Origin of the sequence: Mesorhizobium sp. M0830, assembly GCF_040319965.1 — a bacterium.
GTDB lineage: Bacteria > Pseudomonadota > Alphaproteobacteria > Rhizobiales > Rhizobiaceae > Mesorhizobium.
The window spans coordinates 45,527-67,202 of sequence record NZ_JAMYOR010000013.1 but is presented as its reverse complement, the minus strand read 5'-3'; the positions used below and the strand labels follow the sequence as shown (position 1 = coordinate 67,202).

16 protein-coding genes are annotated in these 21,676 nt (G+C 62.7%); 12 read left to right on the top strand and 4 right to left on the bottom strand.

What is annotated here, in order from left to right:
• Positions 1-66 precede the first annotated feature (66 nt).
• Positions 67-4,080 (bottom strand): peptidoglycan-binding protein, encoded by a 4,014-nt coding sequence (locus NKI20_RS10655; RefSeq protein ID WP_352830400.1) that lies wholly within the window; start codon positions 4,078-4,080, stop codon positions 67-69.
• A gap of 459 nt (positions 4,081-4,539) precedes the next feature.
• On the opposite strand from NKI20_RS10655, the gene NKI20_RS10650 reads away from it, so the two are divergent.
• From NKI20_RS10650 to NKI20_RS10620, 7 genes are all read left to right on the top strand, one after another.
• The gene (locus tag NKI20_RS10650) at positions 4,540-4,998 is read left to right on the top strand and encodes a MerR family transcriptional regulator (RefSeq protein WP_352601517.1); all 459 of its coding nucleotides are present in this window, start codon (positions 4,540-4,542) and stop codon (positions 4,996-4,998) included.
• Between the two features lie 346 nt (positions 4,999-5,344).
• Complete coding sequence (locus tag NKI20_RS10645; RefSeq protein WP_352830397.1) at positions 5,345-7,135, top strand: acyl-CoA dehydrogenase; 1,791 nt, start codon at positions 5,345-5,347, stop codon at positions 7,133-7,135.
• A gap of 115 nt (positions 7,136-7,250) precedes the next feature.
• On the top strand, positions 7,251-8,420 hold the full coding sequence (locus NKI20_RS10640) for an acyl-CoA dehydrogenase family protein (protein ID WP_352830394.1): 1,170 nt from the start codon (positions 7,251-7,253) through the stop codon (positions 8,418-8,420).
• Positions 8,421-8,503: 83 nt separating this feature from the next.
• Positions 8,504-9,712: an acetyl-CoA C-acetyltransferase gene (locus NKI20_RS10635; protein ID WP_023758062.1), complete on the top strand. Its 1,209-nt coding sequence runs from the start codon at positions 8,504-8,506 to the stop codon at positions 9,710-9,712.
• A 14-nt stretch (positions 9,713-9,726) separates the two neighbouring features.
• Positions 9,727-11,946, top strand: a complete 2,220-nt coding sequence (locus NKI20_RS10630; RefSeq protein ID WP_352830390.1) for a 3-hydroxyacyl-CoA dehydrogenase NAD-binding domain-containing protein — start codon at positions 9,727-9,729, stop codon at positions 11,944-11,946.
• An 82-nt stretch (positions 11,947-12,028) separates the two neighbouring features.
• Entirely contained in the window at positions 12,029-12,679 is a 651-nt protein-coding gene (locus NKI20_RS10625) for a S24 family peptidase (protein ID WP_023758060.1), read from the top strand.
• Between the two features lie 8 nt (positions 12,680-12,687).
• The gene (locus tag NKI20_RS10620) at positions 12,688-13,539 is read left to right on the top strand and encodes a thermonuclease family protein (protein WP_352830487.1); all 852 of its coding nucleotides are present in this window, start codon (positions 12,688-12,690) and stop codon (positions 13,537-13,539) included.
• Here NKI20_RS10620 and NKI20_RS10615 read toward each other — a convergent pair.
• Positions 13,505-15,151 (bottom strand): lysine--tRNA ligase, encoded by a 1,647-nt coding sequence (locus NKI20_RS10615; RefSeq protein ID WP_352830388.1) that lies wholly within the window; start codon positions 15,149-15,151, stop codon positions 13,505-13,507. The genes NKI20_RS10620 and NKI20_RS10615 overlap by 35 nt on opposite strands.
• Positions 15,152-15,326: 175 nt before the next feature.
• Here NKI20_RS10615 and NKI20_RS10610 point away from each other — a divergent pair, with 175 nt between their 5' ends.
• Positions 15,327-15,734 carry a tellurite resistance TerB family protein gene (locus NKI20_RS10610; protein ID WP_023758057.1) on the top strand — a complete coding sequence of 136 codons (408 nt, stop codon included), beginning with the start codon at positions 15,327-15,329 and terminating at the stop codon, positions 15,732-15,734.
• A 39-nt stretch (positions 15,735-15,773) separates the two neighbouring features.
• On the opposite strand, the gene NKI20_RS10605 is transcribed toward NKI20_RS10610, so the two are convergent.
• A complete protein-coding gene (locus NKI20_RS10605; protein ID WP_352830384.1) occupies positions 15,774-16,622 on the bottom strand; it encodes an ABC transporter substrate-binding protein in 849 nt (282 codons plus the stop codon).
• A gap of 258 nt (positions 16,623-16,880) precedes the next feature.
• Here NKI20_RS10605 and NKI20_RS10600 point away from each other — a divergent pair, with 258 nt between their 5' ends.
• From NKI20_RS10600 to NKI20_RS10590, 3 genes are all read left to right on the top strand, one after another.
• The gene (locus tag NKI20_RS10600; RefSeq protein WP_352830381.1) at positions 16,881-17,612 is read left to right on the top strand and encodes a helix-turn-helix transcriptional regulator; all 732 of its coding nucleotides are present in this window, start codon (positions 16,881-16,883) and stop codon (positions 17,610-17,612) included.
• Between the two features lie 98 nt (positions 17,613-17,710).
• On the top strand, positions 17,711-18,349 hold the full coding sequence (locus NKI20_RS10595; protein WP_352601343.1) for an acyl-homoserine-lactone synthase: 639 nt from the start codon (positions 17,711-17,713) through the stop codon (positions 18,347-18,349).
• A complete protein-coding gene (locus tag NKI20_RS10590) occupies positions 18,346-19,113 on the top strand; it encodes an enoyl-CoA hydratase-related protein (RefSeq protein WP_352830378.1) in 768 nt (255 codons plus the stop codon). Before NKI20_RS10595 ends, NKI20_RS10590 begins: the two co-directional genes overlap by 4 nt.
• A gap of 154 nt (positions 19,114-19,267) precedes the next feature.
• Here the strand turns inward: NKI20_RS10590 and ppk2 are convergent, their stop codons facing one another.
• On the bottom strand, positions 19,268-20,176 hold the full coding sequence (ppk2, locus tag NKI20_RS10585; protein WP_352830376.1) for a polyphosphate kinase 2: 909 nt from the start codon (positions 20,174-20,176) through the stop codon (positions 19,268-19,270).
• Positions 20,177-20,396: 220 nt separating this feature from the next.
• Here ppk2 and NKI20_RS10580 point away from each other — a divergent pair, with 220 nt between their 5' ends.
• Positions 20,397-21,662 (top strand): ATP-binding protein, encoded by a 1,266-nt coding sequence (locus NKI20_RS10580; RefSeq protein WP_352830373.1) that lies wholly within the window; start codon positions 20,397-20,399, stop codon positions 21,660-21,662.
• The last annotated feature ends 14 nt before the right edge of the window (positions 21,663-21,676 follow it).

The following is a 21,676-nucleotide window of genomic DNA, read 5'->3' as shown; positions in this document are numbered from 1 at the left end:
AAAACATCTCAATCAGTTAACAGGCAAATGTGTGGCAAGGGCGTCGTGGAAGCGACGCCTCTGCCGTTATTTGCGCGCCAGCAGCGCCTTGACCAGTTTTTCATCGACCTCGCCGGTCGCCGGCATCTTGTTATCGGTCTGGAAAGCCATGATCGCGATCTTGGTCTTCTGGCCCATCTTGCCGTCGGCGCCGCCGGCGTCATAGCCATTCTTGTTGAGAATGCGCTGGATATTCTGGACGGCCTTCGTCATGTCGATGCTGGCGGTCGTCTGCGGTGCGCCGTTCTGCCAGGATTCGGGAACGTCGGCCGAATTGGCTGCCGCGTCCAGCGGCTTGGCCTTCCACAGTTCGACCGCGGCGCGGGCACGTTCGAGCTGCTCGGGCCGCAGCGCATTGGCGATCTCGTCACGCTTGGCCGCCGCATCCTTGTCGCCGGTCTTGGCGACGAGCGCGAACCATTTGTAGGACTCTTCGAGGTTCTGTTTCATGCCGACGCCCTTGGCGGCGAGGATGCCGAGGTTGAACTGGCTGTCCTTGACGCCGACGTCGGCCGCCGCCTGGAACCAATGCGCGGCCGATTCATTGTCGGTCACGCCGTCCGCGGCCATGGCGAAGAGCACGGCCAGATTGTGCATGCCGCTGGCATTGCCCTGCTCCGCGGAAAGCTGGTACCAGGTCTTCGCCTTCTTGATGTCGCGCGCGACGCCGATGCCCTTTTCATAGAAATTGCCGATGCGATACTCGGCCGGCGCAAAGCCGAGCTCCGCCGACTTCTCGTACCATTTGGCCGCTGCCGCCATGTCTTCCTTGACGCCGCGCGCCTCGGCATAACGCGAGCCGATCTCGAACAGCGCCTTGGCATCGCCACTGGCGGCGGCGTCGCGCAAGGCGTCCGGGCCGGCGTCAGCTGGAATGTCGATCTTGGCCGTGGTTGCGGCCGGCGAAGCGTCCGTCGGCGGAACCGCGCCCGTAGTATCCTTGGCTGTGGCCGGCTGGGCCGTCAACGGCTGGGCGGCGGTGTCGGCATCGGTTGCATCCGTGGCGGTTGAAACAGTCGGGGCCGGGGCGGTTGTGGCCGGCGCAGCCGAAGCTGTCGTTTCGAACATCGCCGCGCTGGCATCGACGGGCGCAGGAAGCGGCTCGGCTGCTAGCGCGGCCGTCGACGGATCGGCGCCTGGCGGCGTGGTTATCGTGCTTTGCGCCGCTACGTCCTTGGTTGCCGGTTCGGACGGCTTGGCTGGTCTCACGCCACGATCCGGCGCGCTTTCCACTGCTGTGGGCTGAATATTGGTCTTTGGCTGGCCAGCGGCATCGAATGAGGCGGTTTTCACTGACTGCGAGGCGACGATCGGCGCGACATCGTTGCTTGCCACCTGGGCGGGATCGGCGAAAAAGGCCTTGCCCAGTTGCAAGGCGCCCAGCGCCAGCAAAATCGCGGTTGTCCCCATCAGGATCGGCTTGCGCCGTGCCTTGAGCAGGTCGCCGATCCGCAGCGCCTTCACCGGTCCGGTCATCGTCGACTGGCGTTTCAGCGCATCGGCCTCGGCAGCCGCAGCTTGCGCCGCGCGCCGGGCCGCGGCGATGAAGTCCGATTTCGCGGCATCGGTGTCGCTGGGCTTGGCCGGCTGGCCGCGCTCGTCGCGCACGCGCTTCATGATGGCGTTGAGGTCAGGTGCGCCCGAGCCCGGCTCCAGCGGCCGATTGGCCGTTCTCGGATCGAGCGGCTCGTCGAGATCGACGCTCGGTATTGAGGCGCTCGGCGCCGAGCCGGCCAGTGGAGGAATATCCGCTTCCTTCTTGCCCTTGAATGCGCGGGCCAGCCCGCCGAAGATCGATCTGCGGCCCGCTTGTTCGTTCTTTTCGGAAACCATGTCGGAGCCGAGCGCAGCCATGGCGGCGGCGGCGGCGGCCTCGGCTGGCGTGCGGGTGCCGACACCGTGGGCGCCATGCGTGCCCAGGCCGCTATGCGTGCCCAGGCCGCTGCGAGCTTCCGGCTCATTGCGCAGGCTGGAGGCGGCGCCATCGAGATCCGCCATGTCCCCAGTCAATGGCAAGGGCTGATCGATATCCATCGACGGCGGCTCGACGGCCATCTTGGGTCGCCGTGCGCCGCGCCAGTTGCTCGGTTCGGCCGAAGCAGCGTCCAGCAATTCGCTCATCGCCTCGACCGGCTCGCTGGGTTCCAGCGAACCTAGCCGGTCGACGATCTTGAGCAACGTGTCGTGGATGGCCTCGAACGTTCGCGAATTGCGCTCGTCGGAGCGCCGCGTCAGCGTTTCAAGCGTCTTCAAATCCTGGGCAAGGCCGGAAACGGCCGTCGTGTTGGCACTCGAACCGGCCAACGATCGCACCGCGTTCTCGGCCGCTTCGCGCGCCGCGCCGAGGATGGAATCACGCGTTCCGGCCAGGGACTTCTCGATTTCGTCGAGACGTGGGCTGATGTCTTCGAATTCCGGCAGCGGCGTGCTGGGCTTGGAAAGATGGGCGGACAGGCCTGCGACCTGCGCCTCCAGGCTGCGGATCAGCGCCGGATCAATGCCGGCGACGTGCGCGGCCGACGCATCCAGCCGGCTTGAAATGTCTTCGAGCCGGCTTTCCAGGCCGCGGATCGCCGCTTCGCCCGCGGGATCGGGAACGCGCGTTTCCATGCGCTTGGCCAGTGCGGTGAAGCGGGCATCGATGGCGTCCATGAAGCCGGCGCTGTCGATTTGCGGCATCCGCTGGTCAAGCCTGTCGGCAACCTCGTCAAGCCGGCGTTCGAGATCGCGAAACAGCATGTTGCCCTGTTCGATGGCGTCGCCCTGGCGGCGTTCCATCATGCCCGACAGCACGTCGAAGCGTTGATCCAGGCCGTGGAAGATGTAGTCGGCGTCAGGCATGGTAGGCGCCTGGTCGATCTTGTCGGCGATGAGTGCGATCTGCTTGGCCAGGCGCTCCATAGCCTGCTCGGGCAGATTGGCTCGGCCGGCGAGTTCGTCGACCCGGCTCGACAGAGTGCTTAGCCGGTCCATGACCGCGTTGCCGGGACGATCCTGCGCCACTTCCTCTATCTGCTGGGCAAGCGAGTCGATCCGCTTCTCGATGCGCTCGAAAGCCTCGTGGTCGAATGAATTGGCTTGTGCCGCTACCGTCGAGGCAACGATGGCGCGGGAAATCTCGTCCAGCCGCTCGTCGATCAGGCCAAGCGTGTCGCTGCCGCGGTTGTCCTGCTGGCTGGCGAAATGGTCGACGGCGCCGGCAAGTGCGCGCACCTTCTCCTCCAGCGAACGCAGCGACAGCGATTCCGGCAAGTTGTTGACGGCGTTGCTGATCTGCTCCAGCCGGTCGGTCAGGACAGACAGGCCGGGGTCGTCCGAACGCTTGCGCTGGTCGGCGTCGACACGGTCTTCGAAAGCCGTCCAGCGGCGATCGAAATCGTCCCAACGGCGGTCGACCCTCTGCACGCTCTCTTCGCGCGCCAGCGTGTCGAGCGCGGCTTTGACCTGCTCGAGTTCGAGCCGCAGCATGTTGACGCTTCTGTCGTCGCTCTTCTCGGCCAGCGTCTGGATGGCACCGGAAAGCCGCTCGAATTCAAGGCCGAGTTCGGCACTGCCCTTGGCCTGGGTACCGGGCCTGGCACCTGACTGGAAAGCCCGCTCGATGTCCTTGCGCAGTGCTTCGAATTCACGCTGCAGCCCTGATGTCATCTGGTGGCGCAATTCCTCGCGCATGCCGCGCAGTTCGCCGGCGATCTTGCCGACCATCGCAACGCCGTCTTCCTGGCCGCGCACGCGATCGATGTCGCGGGCAATGGCCTGGTAGTTCTGCCCGAAAGCGGCGGCTCCCTGCATCTGGGTCTTCGGGCGCGGCGCGGCCTGCGGATCCTCATACCAGCGCTGCTGGCTGGCAGGTCGGGCGGCGGGATAACGCGCGTCGGCGCCATATTGACGGGGATCTGGGCGTGCCATCGGGTCCTCGCGCGTCCGCTCCAGCCGCTGCTCCAGCGTCTCCAGCGACTGGTTCAACTGCTCGAGCGTGGTCTGCGGCCTGCGCTGCCTGCCGGCGTTGAGTGTATCGAGATAGGACCGCTTGCTGTTCATAGGTGCGTCCGTCTTTCAGAATGGCTGGCTCGTGGCCAGTTCCCCCAAGTCTCTGTCGGAACGAAGGCGACCGGCGACAATGCCGCGGTGGAAGACGAGCTTCCCAGGTTACCACCCGCGCTCCGAAAAACCGTGAAAAATTCGATACAGGATAAACACGGGTAGCCGACGCGCCCACATTTCGCCCAACGTGGTAAACAACGCGTTAACCAAACTTAAGAAGTTGCAAGGATGTTGGATGTCGGCCTGACGGTGCGGCATAAAGTTCGGAGTGTAGAACACCCTTGCGTCACAAGGCGGCAATCGGTATAGAATTGACGTAAACGTAAAAGGCGCGTCGAGCGTGCCGTTTTGCGATTTGTTTGTTGAAACCACGACTGGAAGCAGGCCCCCGCTTCCAGTCAGGCGACGCACGGTCCAGGAGACCGCGACGCCACCAGACGGGGAAAGCCAGTGACCATGAAGCTTATCTCGGCCGGCGAGACCGCGGCCAATACCAATATGTCTGTCGAAGCCGGCGAGGACCTTGTCCGCATCGGCGAGATGGCGAAAAAATACGGAGTGACGCTGCGCACGCTGCGTTTCTACGAAGACAAGGGCCTGCTCAACCCGCAGCGTGACGGTTCGACCCGTCTCTACACGCGCCGCGACAAGGCCCGGCTGAAGCTGATCCTGCTTGGCCGCAAGGTCGGGTTCTCGCTGCGCGACGTCAAGCAGATGATGGATCTTTACGATCCGACTGGTTCAAACACCAAGCAGCTGCGGCTGGCGCTGGACAAGTCGGAAAAGCAGCTTGCCCGTCTGCAGAAGCAACGGGCGCTGATCGATGACGCCATTAGCGAGCTGAGCGCCTCGATGTCGGCGGTGCGCCAGATGCTGGCCGAGCGGTCGGCACCACAGGCGAGCGTCGCTCGCTAAAGCAATTTCGGGAGAAGCGTGATACGGTTCTCCCGGTAAGCGCATAGCGTTTCCCCTTGGGAATTGCGCGACGCCCAAAGTCATCCGCTGACTGTCTGACGATCAAAGCCGCGTGGCAATGCCGCGCGGCTTTTCGTTTTCTCGCCTCCCGACCCATAGGGTTTCGGCTCGCGCGCTGCCGCGCCGCTACGCTCATTGCTGCGATGGGCGGGAAATCTTTTCGCACCGAAAAATTGACGTTTACGCAAACGTCAATTTTTGCTATCCAGCTTTCAACATCGGTCCGCATGCCGCCCCTGGCCGTCATCGGGGCGTTCGGACCGGGTTCGCAGGGTGGAGAAAACGCATGCCGACATACAGGGCTCCGGTCCAGGATACGCTGTTCGTGCTCAACGAGGTGCTGGGCTACCAGCGCTATTCGAACCTTCCCGGATTTTCCGACGCCACGCCCGATGTGCTCGAGGCGATCCTCGCCGAAGGCGCCAAGCTCGCCGAAAACGTCATTCACCCGTTGAACCGTGTCGGTGACATGGAAGGCTGCGTTCGTCATGATGATGGCTCGGTGACGACGCCGAAGGGCTTCAAGGAGGCCTTCGACCAGTATCGCGAGGGTGGCTGGATGGGACTGGCCGCACCGGTCGAGTTCGGCGGCCAGGGTCTGCCCTACGCCGTACACACTGCGGTCTCCGAATACATGGTCTCGGCTAACATGTCGCTGATGATGTATCCGGGCCTGACGCAAGGCGCGATCGCGGCAATCATCACCCACGGCACCGACGAGCAGAAGGCCAAGTGGCTGCCCAGGATGATCGAAGGCGTCTGGACCGGCACCATGAACTTGACCGAGCCGCATTGCGGCACCGATCTCGGCCTGCTGCGGACCAAGGCGGTGCCGAATGGCGATGGCACCTACAAGATTTCAGGTCAGAAGATTTTTATTTCGGCCGGCGAACACGACATGTCGGACAACATCGTCCATCTGGTGCTGGCCCGCATCGAGGGCGCGCCGGAAGGCGTCAAAGGCATCTCGCTGTTCATCGTGCCTAAACTCAAGCTCGATGCATCGGGCAATCTAGGCGACAGGAACACTGTCTCCTGCGGCTCGATCGAGGAGAAGATGGGCATCCACGGAAATTCGACCTGCGTCATGAACTATGACGAGGCGCAAGGCACGCTGCTCGGCGAGGCCAATGGCGGCCTGAAGGCGATGTTCACGATGATGAACGAGGCACGCCTTGGCGTTGGCCTGCAGGGACTGTCGCTGTCGGAGATCGCCTATCAGAACGCCGTTGCCTACGCCAAGGACCGCCTGCAGGGGCGCTCGCTGTCTGGGCCGAAAGCACCGGACAAAAAGGCCGACCCGATCATCGTCCATCCCGACATCCGCCGCAGCCTGATGACCATGAAGGCGTTCAACGAGGCCGGCCGCGCGCTGGCGCTGTGGACGGCAATCAAGTCGGATGTCGCCCACCGTGCCGGTGGCGACAAGGACCGTCAGGCGGCCGACGACTACACCGGCCTGATGACGCCGGTGGTCAAGGGCGTGCTTACCGACAAGGGTTTCGACCATGCGGTTATGGCGCAGCAGGTGTTCGGCGGTCACGGCTACATCGAAGAGCATGGCATGAGCCAGTTCGTGCGCGATGCCCGCATCGCCATGATCTATGAAGGCGCCAACGGCATCCAGGCCCTCGACCTTGTCGGCCGCAAGCTCGGATTGAACGGCGGCCGGGCGGTGCAGGCCTTCTTCAAGGAGGTCGGCGAATTCTGCGAGGAATACCGCGCCGACGATAAGATGGCGCCGTTCACCAAGGCACTGAAGAAGGGCCTCAACGACCTGCAGGCCGCTACCATGTGGCTGGTGCAGAACGGTATGGCCAGGCCCGACAATGCGGGCGCCGCCTCGACCGACTATATGCATCTCTTCGGCCTTGTGGCGCTGGGCTACATGTGGGCGCAGATGGCCAAGGCGGCACTTGGCAAGACCGACGCCAATGGCGCTCAGTCGTTCTACGACAACAAGGTCGTGACGGGGCGCTTCTTCATGGAGCGGATCATGCCGGAGACATCAGCGCATCTCGCCCGCATTTCGAGCGGCGCCGACACGCTGATGGCACTGCCGGCGGAAGCGTTCTAAAGATAGTTCCCTCGCCCCTTGAGGGGAGGGTGGCCCGAAGGGCCGGGTGGGGTCCTGCGTGAAGCGCGCCGACCTCAACTCTGAAGATGCGCTCTGGGAGGAGTATCATACCAGCATGACCAACCCAGCCGAAATCCTTGGCCTTCCCAAGCCCGCCTGGGCCGCGGACGAGGTCGGCATGCTCTACGACATGGCGCACCGCTTCATGTCGGAAGAGATCGCGCCGCGCTACGACGAGTTCGAGAAGAATGAGATGGTCGATCGCGAAAGCTGGCTGAAGGCCGGTGCGGCCGGCCTGCTTTGCGCCTCGATGCCGGAGGAATATGGCGGCTCGGGCGGTACCTTCGCGCATGAGAGTGCCATCATCGAGGCCATCGGCCATGTCGGTGTGGATGGCTTCGGCATCGGTCTGCACAACTCGATCGTCGCCCCCTACATCCTCCATTACGGCTCCGAAGAGCAGAAGAAGAAATGGCTGCCGAAGCTGGCGACCGGCGAGTTGATCGGCGCCATCGCCATGACCGAGCCCGGCGCCGGCTCCGACCTGCAAGGCGTCAAGACGCGAGCGCAGAAGGATGGCAACCAGTACAAGATCAACGGTTCAAAGACCTTCATCACCAACGGCCAGCTTGCAAACTTCATCATAGTCGTCACCAAGACCGATCCGGAGAAGGGCGCCAAGGGCACCTCGCTGATCGTCGTCGAGACCGACGAGGTTGAGGGTTTCCAGCGTGGCCGCAACCTCGACAAGATCGGCCTGAAAGCCAACGACACCTCGGAGCTGTTCTTCAACGACATGCGCGTGCCGACTTCAAACCTGCTCGGCCACGAGGAAGGGCAGGGCTTCGTCCAGCTGATGCAGCAATTGCCGCAGGAGCGTCTGCAGATCGGCACCGGGGCGATTGCCATGATCGAGCGGGCGCTGGCACTGACCATCGACTACGTCAAGGAGCGCAAGGCGTTCGGCAAGGCGATCATCGATTTCCAGAACACCCAGTTCAAGCTGGCCGAGCTCAAGACCGAGGCCACCATCGGCCGCGTCTTCTACAATGATTGCGTCACCCGCCACATCGCCGGCGGCCTCGATCCGGTGACCGCGTCGATGGCCAAGTACTGGCTCAGCGACCTGCAGGGAAAAGTCGTCGACGAATGCCTTCAATTGCATGGCGGCTATGGCTACATGAATGAATATCCGATCGCCCGCATGTTCCGCGACGCCCGCGTCCAGCGCATCTACGGCGGCACCAACGAGATCATGAAATTGCTGATTGGACGCTCGCTCTAATGCATGTCGCCCAAAAGTGGTTCCGGTTTTGGGAGATCGACATGCATCAATCTAAGACCGTCGGATAAACCAAGGAGCAAGAGATGGCCGAAGCTTATGTCTATGACGCCGTGCGCACGCCGCGCGGCAAGGGCAAGAAGGACGGATCGCTGCACGAGGTGCCGGCGGTTCGGCTTGCCGCCAAGACGCTCGAGGCGCTGCGCGACCGCAATGGGCTGGACACCGGCACTGTCGACGACATCATCTTCGGCTGCGTCGATCCGGTCGGCGAGGCGGGCTCGGTCATTCCGCGTGCCGCCGCCTTCGAGGCCGGCTACGACACCAAGGCGCCTGGCATGCAGATATCGCGCTTCTGCGCTTCGGGGCTGGACGCCATCAATTTCGGTGCCGCCAAGATCGCGCAAGGCGCCGACGAGATCGTCATCGCCGGTGGCGTCGAATCGATGTCGCGCGTCGGCATGGGCGCCTCCGGCGGCGCCTGGTTCATGGATCCCTCGGTCGGCCTGCCCGGCTGGTTCGTGCCGCAAGGCATCTCCGCCGACCTGATCGCCACCAAATACGGCTTCAGCAGAGACGACGTCGACGCCTATGCGGTCGAGAGCCAGAAGCGCGCCGCAAAATCCTGGGCCGACGGCCGCTTCAAGAAGTCCGTCATTCCGATCAAGGACCAGAACGGCCTGACCATCCTGGACCATGACGAGCATATGCGCCCGTCGACCGACATGCAGTCGCTGGCCTCGCTCAACCCGTCCTTCATCATGCCTGGCGAAATGGGCGGCTTCGATGCCGTCGCCGTGCAGAAGCATCCTGAGGTGGAAGAGGTCAACCACGTCCACCACGCCGGCAATTCGTCTGGCATCGTCGACGGTGCGGCGGCCGTGCTGCTCGGGTCGAAGAAGGCCGGCAAGGCGATGGGTATCAAGCCGCGCGCCCGCATCCGCACCTTCGCCAACATCGGTTCGGAACCGGTGCTGATGCTGACCGGTCCGGTCGACGTCACCGAGAAGCTGTTGAAGCGCGCCAAGATGAAGCTCTCCGACATCGACCTGTTCGAGCTCAACGAGGCCTTCGCCTCGGTGGTTTTGCGTTACATGCAGGCGTTCGACATTCCGCATGACAGGATCAACGTCAATGGCGGCGCCATTGCCATGGGCCATCCGCTCGGCGCCACCGGTGCGATGATCTTGGGCACGGTGCTGGACGAACTCGAGCGCCGTGATTTGAACACCGCCCTGGTGACACTGTGTATCGGTGCCGGCATGGGCACCGCAACGATCATCGAACGCGTCTGACGGGGAGAGAAACGATGAGCTATACAAATTTCACCCTCGACGTCGACGCCGACGGCATTGCGCTTGTCACCTGGGACATGCCGGGCCGATCGATGAATGTCTTCACCGAAGAAGCCATGCGGGAACTGAACGCCATCGTCGATCACGTGACGGGTGACGCCGCCATCAAGGGCGCGGTGATCACCTCCGGCAAGGATACCTTCTCCGGCGGCGCCGACATCACACTGCTGCAGAAGATGCTGACCACGTTCGCCGCTGAAAAGGATAAGGACGCCGAAAAGGCCACCAAGGCGCTGTTCGACAATGCCGGCATGATGACCGGCCTGTTCCGCAAGCTGGAAACTTGCGGCAAGCCATGGGTGTCGGCGATCAACGGCACCTGCATGGGCGGTGCCTTCGAGATGTCGCTGGCCTGTCACGGTCGCGTTGCCGCCGACAGCGACAAGGTCAAGATGGCGCTTCCCGAGGTGAAGATCGGCATCTTCCCGGGCGCCGGCGGCACCCAGCGCGTGCCGCGCCTGACCGACCAGCAGCAGGCGCTGCAAATGCTGACCTCCGGCCAGACGCTGTCGCCGCAAAAGGCCAAGTCGATGGGCCTGATCCATGAGATCGCCGAGCCGGCCAAGCTGGTCGATGCCGCCAAGGCGATGATCAGGAATGGCTTGAAGCCGGTGGCGCCTTGGGACGAGAAGGGCTTCAAACTGCCCGGTGGCCAGATCTATTCGCCCGCCGGCTTCAATCTGTGGCCGCCGGCCATCGCCATCTTGCGTCGCGAGACCCATGGCAACTATCCGGCTGCTGCCGCGATCCTCAAATGCGTCTATGAAGGCCTGCTGGTGCCGTTCGACACCGCCTTGCGTATCGAGCAGCGCTATTTCACCGAGATCATGCAGACCAGGGAAGCGGCGGCGATGATCCGCTCGCTGTTCGTCTCGCTGCAGGAACTGAACAAGGGCGCCCGCCGCCCGGCCGGCGTGCCAGAAACCAAGTTCAAGAAGATCGGCATTCTCGGCGCCGGTTTCATGGGCGCCGGCATCGCCTATGTCACCGCCAAGGCCGGCATCCCGGTGGTGCTGCTCGACCGTGACATGGAGTCGGCTGCCAAGGGCAAGGCACATTCCGACAGCCTGATCTCGGATCAACTGAAGAATGGCCGCGCCAAGCCCGAGGAGAAGGACAAGTTGCTGTCGCTGATCGCGCCGACCGCCGACTATGCCGACCTTGCCGGCTGCGACCTGGTGGTCGAGGCGGTCTTCGAGGATTCAGGTGTCAAGAAGAGCGCCACCGAACAGGCGGAGGCCGTGTTGAAGCCATCGGCGATCTTTGCGTCGAACACCTCCACCATCCCGATCTCGGCGCTGGCCAAGAATTCGGCGCGGCCAAAGAATTTCATCGGCATCCACTTCTTCTCCCCTGTCGACAAGATGATGCTGGTCGAGATCATTTTGGGCAAGAAGACCGGCGACAAGGCGCTGGCCACCGCGATCGATTTCGTCCGTGCCATCAAGAAGACGCCGATCGTCGTCAACGACACGCGCGGCTTCTACGTCAACCGCTGCGTGCTGCGCTACATGTCGGAAGCCTACAAGATGCTGATCGAAGGCGTTCCGGCGCCGATGATCGAGAATGCCGCGAAGGCCGCCGGCATGCCGGTCGGACCCCTGGCGCTGACCGACGAGACGGCCATCGACCTTGCCCAGAAGATCATGAAGCAGACCATCCGGGATCTCGGCGACAAGGCGGTCGATCCGAAGCAGATGGCGCTGATCAACACCATGGTCGACGATCACGGCCGCTTTGGCCGCAAGAACGGCAAAGGTTTTTACGATTATCCCGCCAAGCCGGCCAAGAAGAAGCTGTGGCCGGGACTCAAGGAGCTCTATCCGCAGCTCGCGCCGGAGAAGGTCGATTATGAGGAACTGCAGCAGCGGCTGCTGGTCACCATAGCGCTGGAAGCGGCCCGGGTGATGGAAGAGGGTATCGTCACCGACCCGCGCGAGGCCGATGTCGGGTCGATCCTGGCGTTCGGTTTCGCGCCCTACACCGGCGGCGCGCTGTCATACATCGACGGCATCGGTGCCAAGGCATTCGTCAAGATCGCCAAGGGCTTGCAGAAGAAATACGGCGCCGAGTTCAAGGCGCCCAAACTGCTGCTCGACATGGCCGAGAAGGGCGAAAGCTTCTACGAGCGCTTCGACCCCTATACGAAGGGCGAGACCAGAAAGGCGGCGTGAGGCAGCCTTGCACTGTGGACAAGAGGATGGCTCCGGGTTAGAAGCGAAAAAGGTATTTTTTCCTGTTTGAAGGAGAGCAAGAATGCTCTCGCATGACCGTGTCTGGGCCGCCATCGATGCTCTTGCCGAGCGCTATTCGCTTTCGGCCTCGGGTTTGGCCAAGCGCGCGGGGCTCGATTCCACTGCGTTCAACAAGTCGAAGCGTCTGTCGTCGGACGGCCGGCCGCGCTGGCCTTCGACCGAATCGCTGGCCAAGATCATCGAGGCGACGGGCGCTTCGCTCGATGAATTCACCGGCCTGATCGAAGGCCGAGCCGCGACCAGCCATGCCGCCGCCCTTGCCCGCACACGCTCCGTGCCGTTGCTCGGTTTTGCCCAGGCGGGCGCCGGCGGCTATTTTGACGATGCCGGTTTTCCGGCCGGGCAGGGCTGGGATCTGGTCGAACTGCCGGCGCAATCCACCGAGAACTCCTATGCGCTGCAGGTGCAGGGCGATTCCATGCTGCCGCTCTACCGCAATGGCGATGTCCTCATCGTCGAACCGGGCGCCATCACCCGCAAGGGCGATCGCGTCGTCGTCAAGACCACTGCCGGCGAGGTCATGGCCAAGGTGCTGGAGCGCCAGACCGTCAAGTCGATTGCGCTGGTCTCGCTCAATCCCGATCATCCCGACCGCGATATTCCCATGCGCGATGTCGAATGGGTGGCGCGGATCGTATGGGCAAGCCAGTAGGTCGGCTGGTGCGTCTCCTTCATGTTGCCCTTTCGGTTCTGATGGTCCCGGTGATGGCGGCCATGGTCGTCACGGGTGGCCGCACGCTGAAAGGAAGCGACAGCGTCGTCGCGCTGGACCAGCTCGATCCGGGCGCCGACACGATTTCACAGCAAGGCGTCGAGACGGTGCCCGACGAGCCGGCCACTTCGGCCATTTCAGATCCACGGCCGCCGAAGCTTACGCCGCATTCGAGGGCGATCGATCCCGAGCTCGTTGCACCGCCTCAGCGTGCCGCCGAGGAACTGGAACGGGTCGAGCCGCGCGAGCCGCTGAGCAAGCTGGCGCTGGCGGTGCCGCCCAAGCCGAAAATGCCCGACGACTGGAACGGCACAAAGCTGTTCCAGCCGGTCGCGCCGGCCGCCGGCCTGATCGAAGCGAAGGGTTACTCCATCGCGGTTTCCGGCATCGACATCGTCAGTCAGGACGAGGTTTGCAGTGATGACGGCAAATCCTGGCCATGCGGCGTCCGGGCGCGGACTGCGTTCCGTGCCTTCCTGCGCGGCCGTGCGGTGGTTTGCAGCGTACCGCCCGAGGGTGGTCGCGACCTTATCGCCGCCGAATGCCGGATCGGCAAGCAGGATGTCGGTCGATGGCTGGTCGAAAACGGCTGGGCGCGCGCCGCCAGGGGTGGACCCTATGTCGAGGCCGGCGACAAGGCACGCACGGCGAAGAAGGGCATTTTCGGATCGGCTCCTGATCTGTCCGGAATGCCGGCAATGCCGGCCGCGCCAAGCCCGGCGCCTCAGGCGCCGAGTTCGATCCTGGAAGAGGTGGATGGCGTTCTCAAGCCAGCTGACCAGCCAGCGCCCGCTCAATAAGCGCCCGCGTTTCGGCAATGCCATAGAGCGCTGCGAACGATCCGAAGCGCGGGCCGCGCTCCTGGCCGATCAGCACCTGGTAGATCATCTGGAAGAAGGCACCCGAGACGCCGGGGCCGCCTTCCGGACTCTGCTTGGAATGATCCTGATAGCGTTCGATCCTGCGTGCGACGTTGAGCGATGCGTTCTGGATCGCTTCGCCATTGGCGTCATCCGGCAGCGCGCCGAGCGCCGCGTCGAGAGCTTGCAATGCCTCGCGCTCGACCTCGTCGGCCGGACGGAAGGTTTTCGTCGGCTTCACGAAGTCGTCGAAATAGCGGATCGCGTGGCCGACCAGCTGGTCGAGCTCGGGATGCGTCTCCGGCGTCACGCCTTGCGTGTGGCGTAAAATGAAGCCCCACAGCACATCCTTGTTCTGCGCGTTGGAGGCGCTGACCAGGTTGAGCAGCAGCGAGAACGGCACCGGCATGTCGATGGCGGGCGGGTTGCCGTCATGCATATGCCAGACAGGGTTGCCCAGCCGCTCCTTCCAGTCCTGCCGGGGATACGCGGCAAGGAAGGTGTAGTACTCGTCCACGGCACGCGGGATGACATCGAAATACAGTTTCTTGGCCTGTCGCGGCCGCTGGTACATGTAGAGTCCGAGGCTTTCGGTCGGCGCATAGGTCAGCCAATCGTCGATGGTCAGCCCGTTGCCCTTCGATTTCGAGATCTTCTGGCCGTTCTCGTCGAGGAAGAGTTCGTAGACGAAGTGCTCCGGCGCCCGTCCGCCCAGTATGTTGCAGATGCGGTCGTACACCACCGCATTGGTCTGGTGGTCCTTGCCGAACATCTCGAAATCGACGCCAAGCGCTGCCCAGCGCATGCCGAAATCCGGCTTCCACTGCAGCTTCACGCGGCCGCCGGTGATCGAAAGCGTGGTCTCGGTGCCTTCGTCGTCAAAGGTTATGGTGCCGGCCTTGGCGTCGACATGCTTCATCTGCACGTAAAGCACGCGGCCGCTCTTCGGTGAAATCGGCAGGAACGGGCTGTAGGTCGCCTGACGCTCAGGGCCGAGCGTCGGCAGCATCACCGCCATGATCTGGTCATAGCGTTCGGCGGCGCGCAGCAGCATCGCGTCGAAACGTCCGGACTTGTAATATTGCGTCGCGCTGGCGAACTCGTAGTCGAAGCCGAACGTGTCGAGGAAGCGGCAAAGCATCGCGTTGTTGTGGTCGGCGAAGCTGGCATAGTCGCCGCCGAACGGATTGGGAACCGACGACAGCGGCTTGTGCAGATGCGGCTCGAGTGCGGCGCGGTCCGGCACGCTGTCGGGTATCTTGCGCATGCCGTCCATATCGTCTGAAAAGCACAGCAACTTGGTCGCAACCTTATCCTGCGTCAGGACACGGAAGGCATGGCGCACCATCGACGTCCGCGCCACCTCGCCGAATGTGCCGATATGCGGCAGGCCGGACGGTCCGTAGCCTGTCTCAAACAGGATCGTTTGGGGAAAGTCGGCGTCTTTGTAACGTCCGATTATCTTTTTGGCTTCCTCGAACGGCCACGCCTTGCTCTCGGTCGCGGCCGCCAGCACCTCGGGATTGAGATCGATGATGTTTGATCCCGCCATGTCACTTTATCCAAATTGTCCACCGGCCCAAGTCATTTAAGGCGGGGGCCGGAGCAGGGGTTGTTCAATCCGGTCTCTAGGCGTGCATTGCCGGAGCGTCAACGCGTGCGGCGCTTTTTCCTTGCGATGCAGATTGTGCATTCCTACGTTCGAGTCCCGGTTGAAGGAGAAAAAATTGCCGACGCCGCATGAAGCCCTGATCTACCTGATGGTCATCACCTCGGCCTCCGATCGTGACATGACCGATGTCGAACTGGCCAGGATCGGCGACGTTGTCCGCTCCTGGCCGGTATTCGAGGATTTCAATCACGACCGGCTGGTCAGTGTCGCCCAGGCCTGCCAGAAGCGCCTGCACGAAAAGGATGGGCTGGAAGGCGTTCTGGCAGAAGTCGCCGAGGCCCTGCCCGAGCGCTTGCGCGACACTGCCTATGCTGCTGCTTTCGAGGTGGCCGCCGTCGATCTTGAAATGCGCATGGAAGAGGTGCGGGTGCTGCAGCTGATCCGGCGTGAGCTCGATCTCGACACGCTGACGGTGGCTGCCATCGGCCGCGCGGCCAAGGCGCGGCTGCGCACGCTGACCTGAATATCAGCTGCGCCCTAGCAAAATCTGACGGGGACCGGATTAGAAAAAACTGACCGGGAAATAGCGCAAATAAAATTCCGCGAACGTGCCTTTCATCGAAATCTCCTGCAGCGCGTAGTCGAGCGCGGCGGCCAACGCTGGATCGTCCGCCCGGGTGGCGATGGCCATGCCCGAGCCCAGATATTCGGGCGCCAGGTAGGGGCCGCCGGCAAAGCGGCAGCAGCCCGCCGCATCCGAGCCGCCCAGCCAGAAAGCCAGGCGCATGCCGTCGCCGAAGGCGGCGTCGAGCTTGCCGGTCTTGAGGTCGGCATAGAGGTCTTCCGGGCTGTCGAAGGGGACGATCTGAACGGTGTTGAAATAGTCGCGCAGCATGCGCTCATGCGCTGAGCCGGCGACCACGCCGACACGCTTGTCGCGCAATTTGGTAAAGATCGGTTCGGCCAGTGCCTTGCCCTTCGGCATGATGAAGCGCGCCGGAAACTGTAGATAGGAGCGCGAGAAGGCATAGGTCGCGCGCGATTCCGGCGTTGCGGCGATGCCGGCGATGATTGCCTCGCCTTCACCCTTCTGCAGTGCGCCTTCCAGTTCGGCCCAGGGCAAGGCCTGGATCTGGCATTTCTCGACAATGCCAAGCTCGGCGCAGATGGCGCGTGCCAGATCGATGTGGAACCCGGACAGCTTTCCCGAGCCATCGAGGAAATTGAAGGGCGGGAAATCCGTGGTCGTCAGGAATCTCAGCCGGGGCAGCGCCGAAAGGTCTGGCTTGGGCAGTCGCTCCTTGGCATCCCACAGCACCGGAACTTGAGGCGCCGCGGCGCGCGCGCCAACGGCGAACGACAGCAATCCGATCATCATCGCAAGGGCGAAGGACCTCCACTGGAACGCCAAGATAAAACTCCGCCACGGTCGTGCTCACACCGGTTTTCGTATGAAAATGGTACAGGCACAATGGTTTTTGATTTTGAACACGCCGATTTCAGGATATGAATTAGCCGGTTTGCAAATCAGCTTTGGCCGCCTTGGTGAGAAGATCAGGGTCGAAACCACAGAATAAGCAGCGGTTGCAATCCGTGGTCGGTGGCAAAGTGTAAATCAGGCACGCATCATCGGCTGCAATGCATGAGGCAACATGGGGTTGATGTTGCGATGGGTCAGTTCGATCGCACGCTGGAATTCATAGACCAACTGCAGCACGCCGCAACGGCGGCAGCAGTCTGTGAAACGCTGCTGGGTATAACGTCGGATTTCGGTCTCACCGCACTGATGGCGGGAACCGTCCCGCAGCCGGGCACGCCTGCCGGCCAGCAAAAGCAGCATGTGCTTCTCTGCGATTGGCCTGGCGAGTGGCTGGAGCGCTACGTCGCGCGCAACTATGTCGATCACGACCCGGTCGTCAGCCATATGAAACAGTTGCAGGCGCCCTTCCAGTGGCGCGACGCCTCGCAGAGCATTCAGATAAACAAGAGCAGCGGCGAGGTGATGGGCGATGCCGGTGCCTTCAAACTGCGCGATGGACTGGCCTTCCCGCTGATCACGCTCGACGGCCAGATCGTCATGGTGTCGCTGGGCGGCGAGGCCGTGGAATTGTCCGCTGCCGAGTTTGGCCAGGTGTCGCTGGTGTCGACCTACGCGGTTGGCCGCGCCATGCAACTCCACACCATGGCGAGCAAGACCGTCGATCATATCGTGCTGACGCCGCGCGAGCGCGAATGCCTGCAATGGGCCGCCGTCGGCAAGTCCGAATGGGAGATTTCGCAAATCCTCGGCATCTCCGAGCACACCTCGGAGAAACACCTTCTTAACGCCAAAAGCAAACTCGGTGCCGTCAACCGGGTCCAGGCCGTCGCGGAAGCGATAAGGCGCGGCTATATTAGCTAGGTCGGCCGTGCCGGCCTGGAAATCCTTGCCTACGCGATCACGCAATTTTCTCATCGAAGCACGGCCGTATCTTCCTCTGAACACAGGAGACGGCGGAAATGCTTTTTTCCCTTACAACCCAGGAATTGATGGAACGTCCCGAACTTTGGGAGGCCGTTCATCGGCTGCGCTACAAGATATTCGTCGAAGAGATGGGGTGGGATGATCTCAGGCGCCCCGACGGACTCGAACGCGACCAGTTCGATCATGACGAGGCCGTCCATCAGATCGTCGTCAGAGGTAACGAAGTCGCAGGCTATCAAAGGATGTTGCCAACCACGCGGCCACATCTGTTGACCGAGGTTTTGACCGACCTTTCCGAGGGAACGCCGCCATCGGGCCCAAACATCTGGGAATTGACCCGCTATGCGGTGGCTCCCGGTTTCCGCGATGGCCGCCGCGGCGTTTCAACCGTCGGCACCGAATTGATCGCCGGCTTCGTCGAGTGGGGGCTGAAGCGCGGCGTCGACAAGGTGATCATCGAGTTCGAGCCGATGTGGGTGCTGCGCGCATTGCAACTGCATTTCCTGGCAACCCCGCTGGGCTATCAGCGCACTTATGGCAACCAGCAGGTCGTAGCCACCTTGCTGACCTTCAACGCGCACACGCTCGATGTGGTGCGTTCGCGCCGCAATCATTTTGCTCCGGTGCTGACCAGAGGGTACCCCGACATGCTCGGGCAAAGGCGTGCGTCATGAGATCGGAGACAGTCGTGAGCACACATCCGCAACCTGAACTTCGCAACCACGCGCTGGTGGTCACCGTGTCATCAAGTGACAGCCGGCCGGTGCTGGACAGAAGAGCCTATGAGAGCCTGGCAAAGACTTTCCATGAAGCCGCCGACAATGAGGAGGTGCGCGTCGTCGTGCTGCGTGGCCTGGCAGGTTGCTTCTGTCTCGGCGGCGACTTCTCCGAATTCCTCGACGCCAGCAAACACCGGAAACTGATCGCCGCCGTCACCGATCTGTTCCGCACGCTGGCGACATTTCCAAAGCCCCTCCTTGCCTGCGTCGACGGCGATGCCGTCGGGGTCGGCTGCACCATCCTGTTTCATTGCGACATGGTGATCGCGTCTGATGAAAGCACGTTCCGGGTGCCATTCGTCGATTTTGGCCTGGTTCCGGATGCGGCGACCAGCATTCTGGCGCCGCAGAAGCTTGGCTACGCCGGTGCTTTTCGCTTCTTCTGCCTCGGCGATACGCTTCGCGCTCAAGATGCCAAGGCGCTCGGCCTCGTCGCGGAGATCGTGCCGGGCGGCAGCGTCGAGGAAGCGGCGCTCGGCCGGGCAAGGCAGCTTGTCAAGAAGCCGGTCGCCGCCCTGCTGCAGACGCGCGGCCTGCTGAAGGGGAACACGCAGCTACTATGCGACCGTATCGACCAGGAGATTTCGCTTTTCCAGCAGGCGCTGCAGGACGACGCCACGCTGCGGCGATTGCAGCGCATCGCCCGGCTGGCGGCTTAGTGCATGTCGCTCAAAAGTGCCCCAGGTTTTGAGACAACGACGTGCATGGAAACAAAGATCTAAAGCGCGGCGCATGAATCCGCTTCGACGCGATGCGCTTTAAGAGAAACGAGCGAAAATCGCCGCGCGGCCTTGGCTGCGCGGCGCAAGGGCATCAGTCCTGTTTGCCCAGGAACGACGGCCCCTCACCGATGATCTTCTTGTCTTCCTTGCCGATCACGTCGAGGTCGCGCCCGTCATAGGGCAGCGACATCAGAATGCGCCGCATGACCGCCAGCCGCGCGCGCCGCTTGTCATTGGCCCGCACGATGATCCACGGCGCGAACTCCTTGTGGGTGCGCTCGAACATGGTATCGCGCACCTCGGTGTAATCGTCCCACTTGGTGATGCCGGCAACGTCGATCGGTGAAAACTTCCAGCTCTTCAGTGGGCTGAAGCGACGATCGTGGAAGCGCTCGAGCTGCGTTTCCCGGCCGATGTTGAGCCAGAACTTGAAGAAGTGGATGCCCTCGTTGGAGATCATTCGTTCGAAATGCGGCGTCTCGTCGAGAAACTGCTCGTGCTGCTGCGGCGTACAGAAACCCATCACCGGCTCCACGCCCGCGCGGTTGTACCAGGATCGATCGAAGGTGACGAATTCACCAGATGTCGGGAAATGATCGACATAGCGCTGGAAGTACCATTGCCCCATCTCGGTCGGGGTAGGCTTGGTCAGCGCCACGTTGCGTGCAGTGCGGGGGTTGAGGTACTGGCGCACCACGAAGATCGTGCCGCCCTTGCCTGCGGCGTCGCGGCCCTCGAACAGCGCCATCACCCGTTTGCCGGTCGACTGCAGCCACGCCTGCGCCTTGACCAGCTCGATCTGCAACTTCTCGAGCGTCTCGTCATACTCCTCGCTGTTCATCTTCTTGTCGTAGGGATAGCCGCCGGCGGTGAGCTTGTTGTCTTCAACCCAGTCGGGAAGCGTGGGGTTTTCGATGTCGAACTCCCGTTCCTTGCCATCGACCCTGATCTTCAGCGGCCCCGAAGTCGGTGCAGCTGAAACTTCCTTGGTTTTTTTCATCGAGACGAACCCTTTCCAGCTTCCGGACTCATGCTATTGGGAGTGCTGCAGCGCCGCGCCCGCCTTGGACGGGCAAAGGACGCTGTAGCACTTTTGATTTGCGCATGATCCTTTCAGAAAATCGATCTCCGATTTTGGGTCATGTGCTGGACCGGTCCAGCGGAAGGTTCCGTCGCCCTACAACCGAGGGGCGAAGGCATGGGGTGCGGGCGCGCGAGAAATGGCTGACCTGGACGCAGAGCAGAGAAGCATCGCGCAGACCGTAGCCACCCGGCTGTGGAACGGCCGTTGGCCGCTTGCGGCCGGTGTCGTTGCGGTTGTCGCTGTTTATGCCTTGGCCGCGATTTCAGCCTATGTCGTCCTCGCGGCACTGCTCATGCTGCTTGCTGCGGCAATGCTGCCGCCCGCCGGCACGCGCCGGTCCACCGAGAGCGGCTCCGCCATCGAGGCCACCGGCTTGCAGCGGCTCTCCGGTGAATATCTGGCGGCCGCCGTCGCCGATCCGCTGATCATCTCCGACCGGACCGCCACCATCGTCCATGCCAATGCCGCCGCCTTCGCCGCCTTCGGCGGGATCGCGCCGGGCATGTCGCTGTCGTTGAAGTTCCGGGCGCCGGAAATGCAGGCTCTGCTGGATGGCGTGCTGTCGGGTGATGTCGCCTCCGATGTCGTCGACTACACGGAGAAGCTGCCGGTCGAACGGGCTTACCGGGTGAGCGCATCCTCGGTCGGTCACGCCACTGATCTCTACGTGCTGGTGTTCAAGGACCAGAGCGAAACGCGCAGGATAGACCGCATGCGCGCCGACTTCATCGCCAACGCCAGCCACGAACTGCGCACGCCGCTCGCCTCCATCGCCGGCTTCATCGAAACGCTGCGCGGACCGGCCCGCAACGACCCGGCGGCGCGCGATCAGTTCCTGCAGATCATGCAGAGCCAGACCGGTCGCATGGCGCGTCTGATCGACGATTTGTTGTCGCTGTCGCGGCTCGAAATGAAGCCCTATTTGAAGCCTGGGACCGAGGTCGATCTGCGCGAGACAGTCGACAGCGTCATCGATTCGCTCGGACCGCTGGCCAAGGAAAACGGCGTTGCCATCGAGCGGGACTATGCCGATGGGCCGCTGGATGTACCCGGCGATCGCGACGAACTCTTCCAGGTTTTCGAGAACCTCCTGGAAAACGCTTGTAAATACGGGCAGTCGGGCGGGCGCGTGATGGTGTCGATCACGCACGTCGATGCCGGCTCGGAGCCCGGCATCGACGTGACCATCAGGGATTTTGGCCCCGGCATTCCCGAGGAGCACATTCCGCGCATCACCGAACGCTTCTATCGCGTCGATGTCGAGACCAGCCGGACCCATAAGGGCACCGGCCTCGGCCTATCGATCGTCAAGCATATCCTGACGCGCCACAACGCCAGGCTTTCGATCAAGTCCGAGGTCGGCAAGGGCGCCGCCTTCACGGTTCATTTGCCGACGCATTGATATCGCCCTAGTTT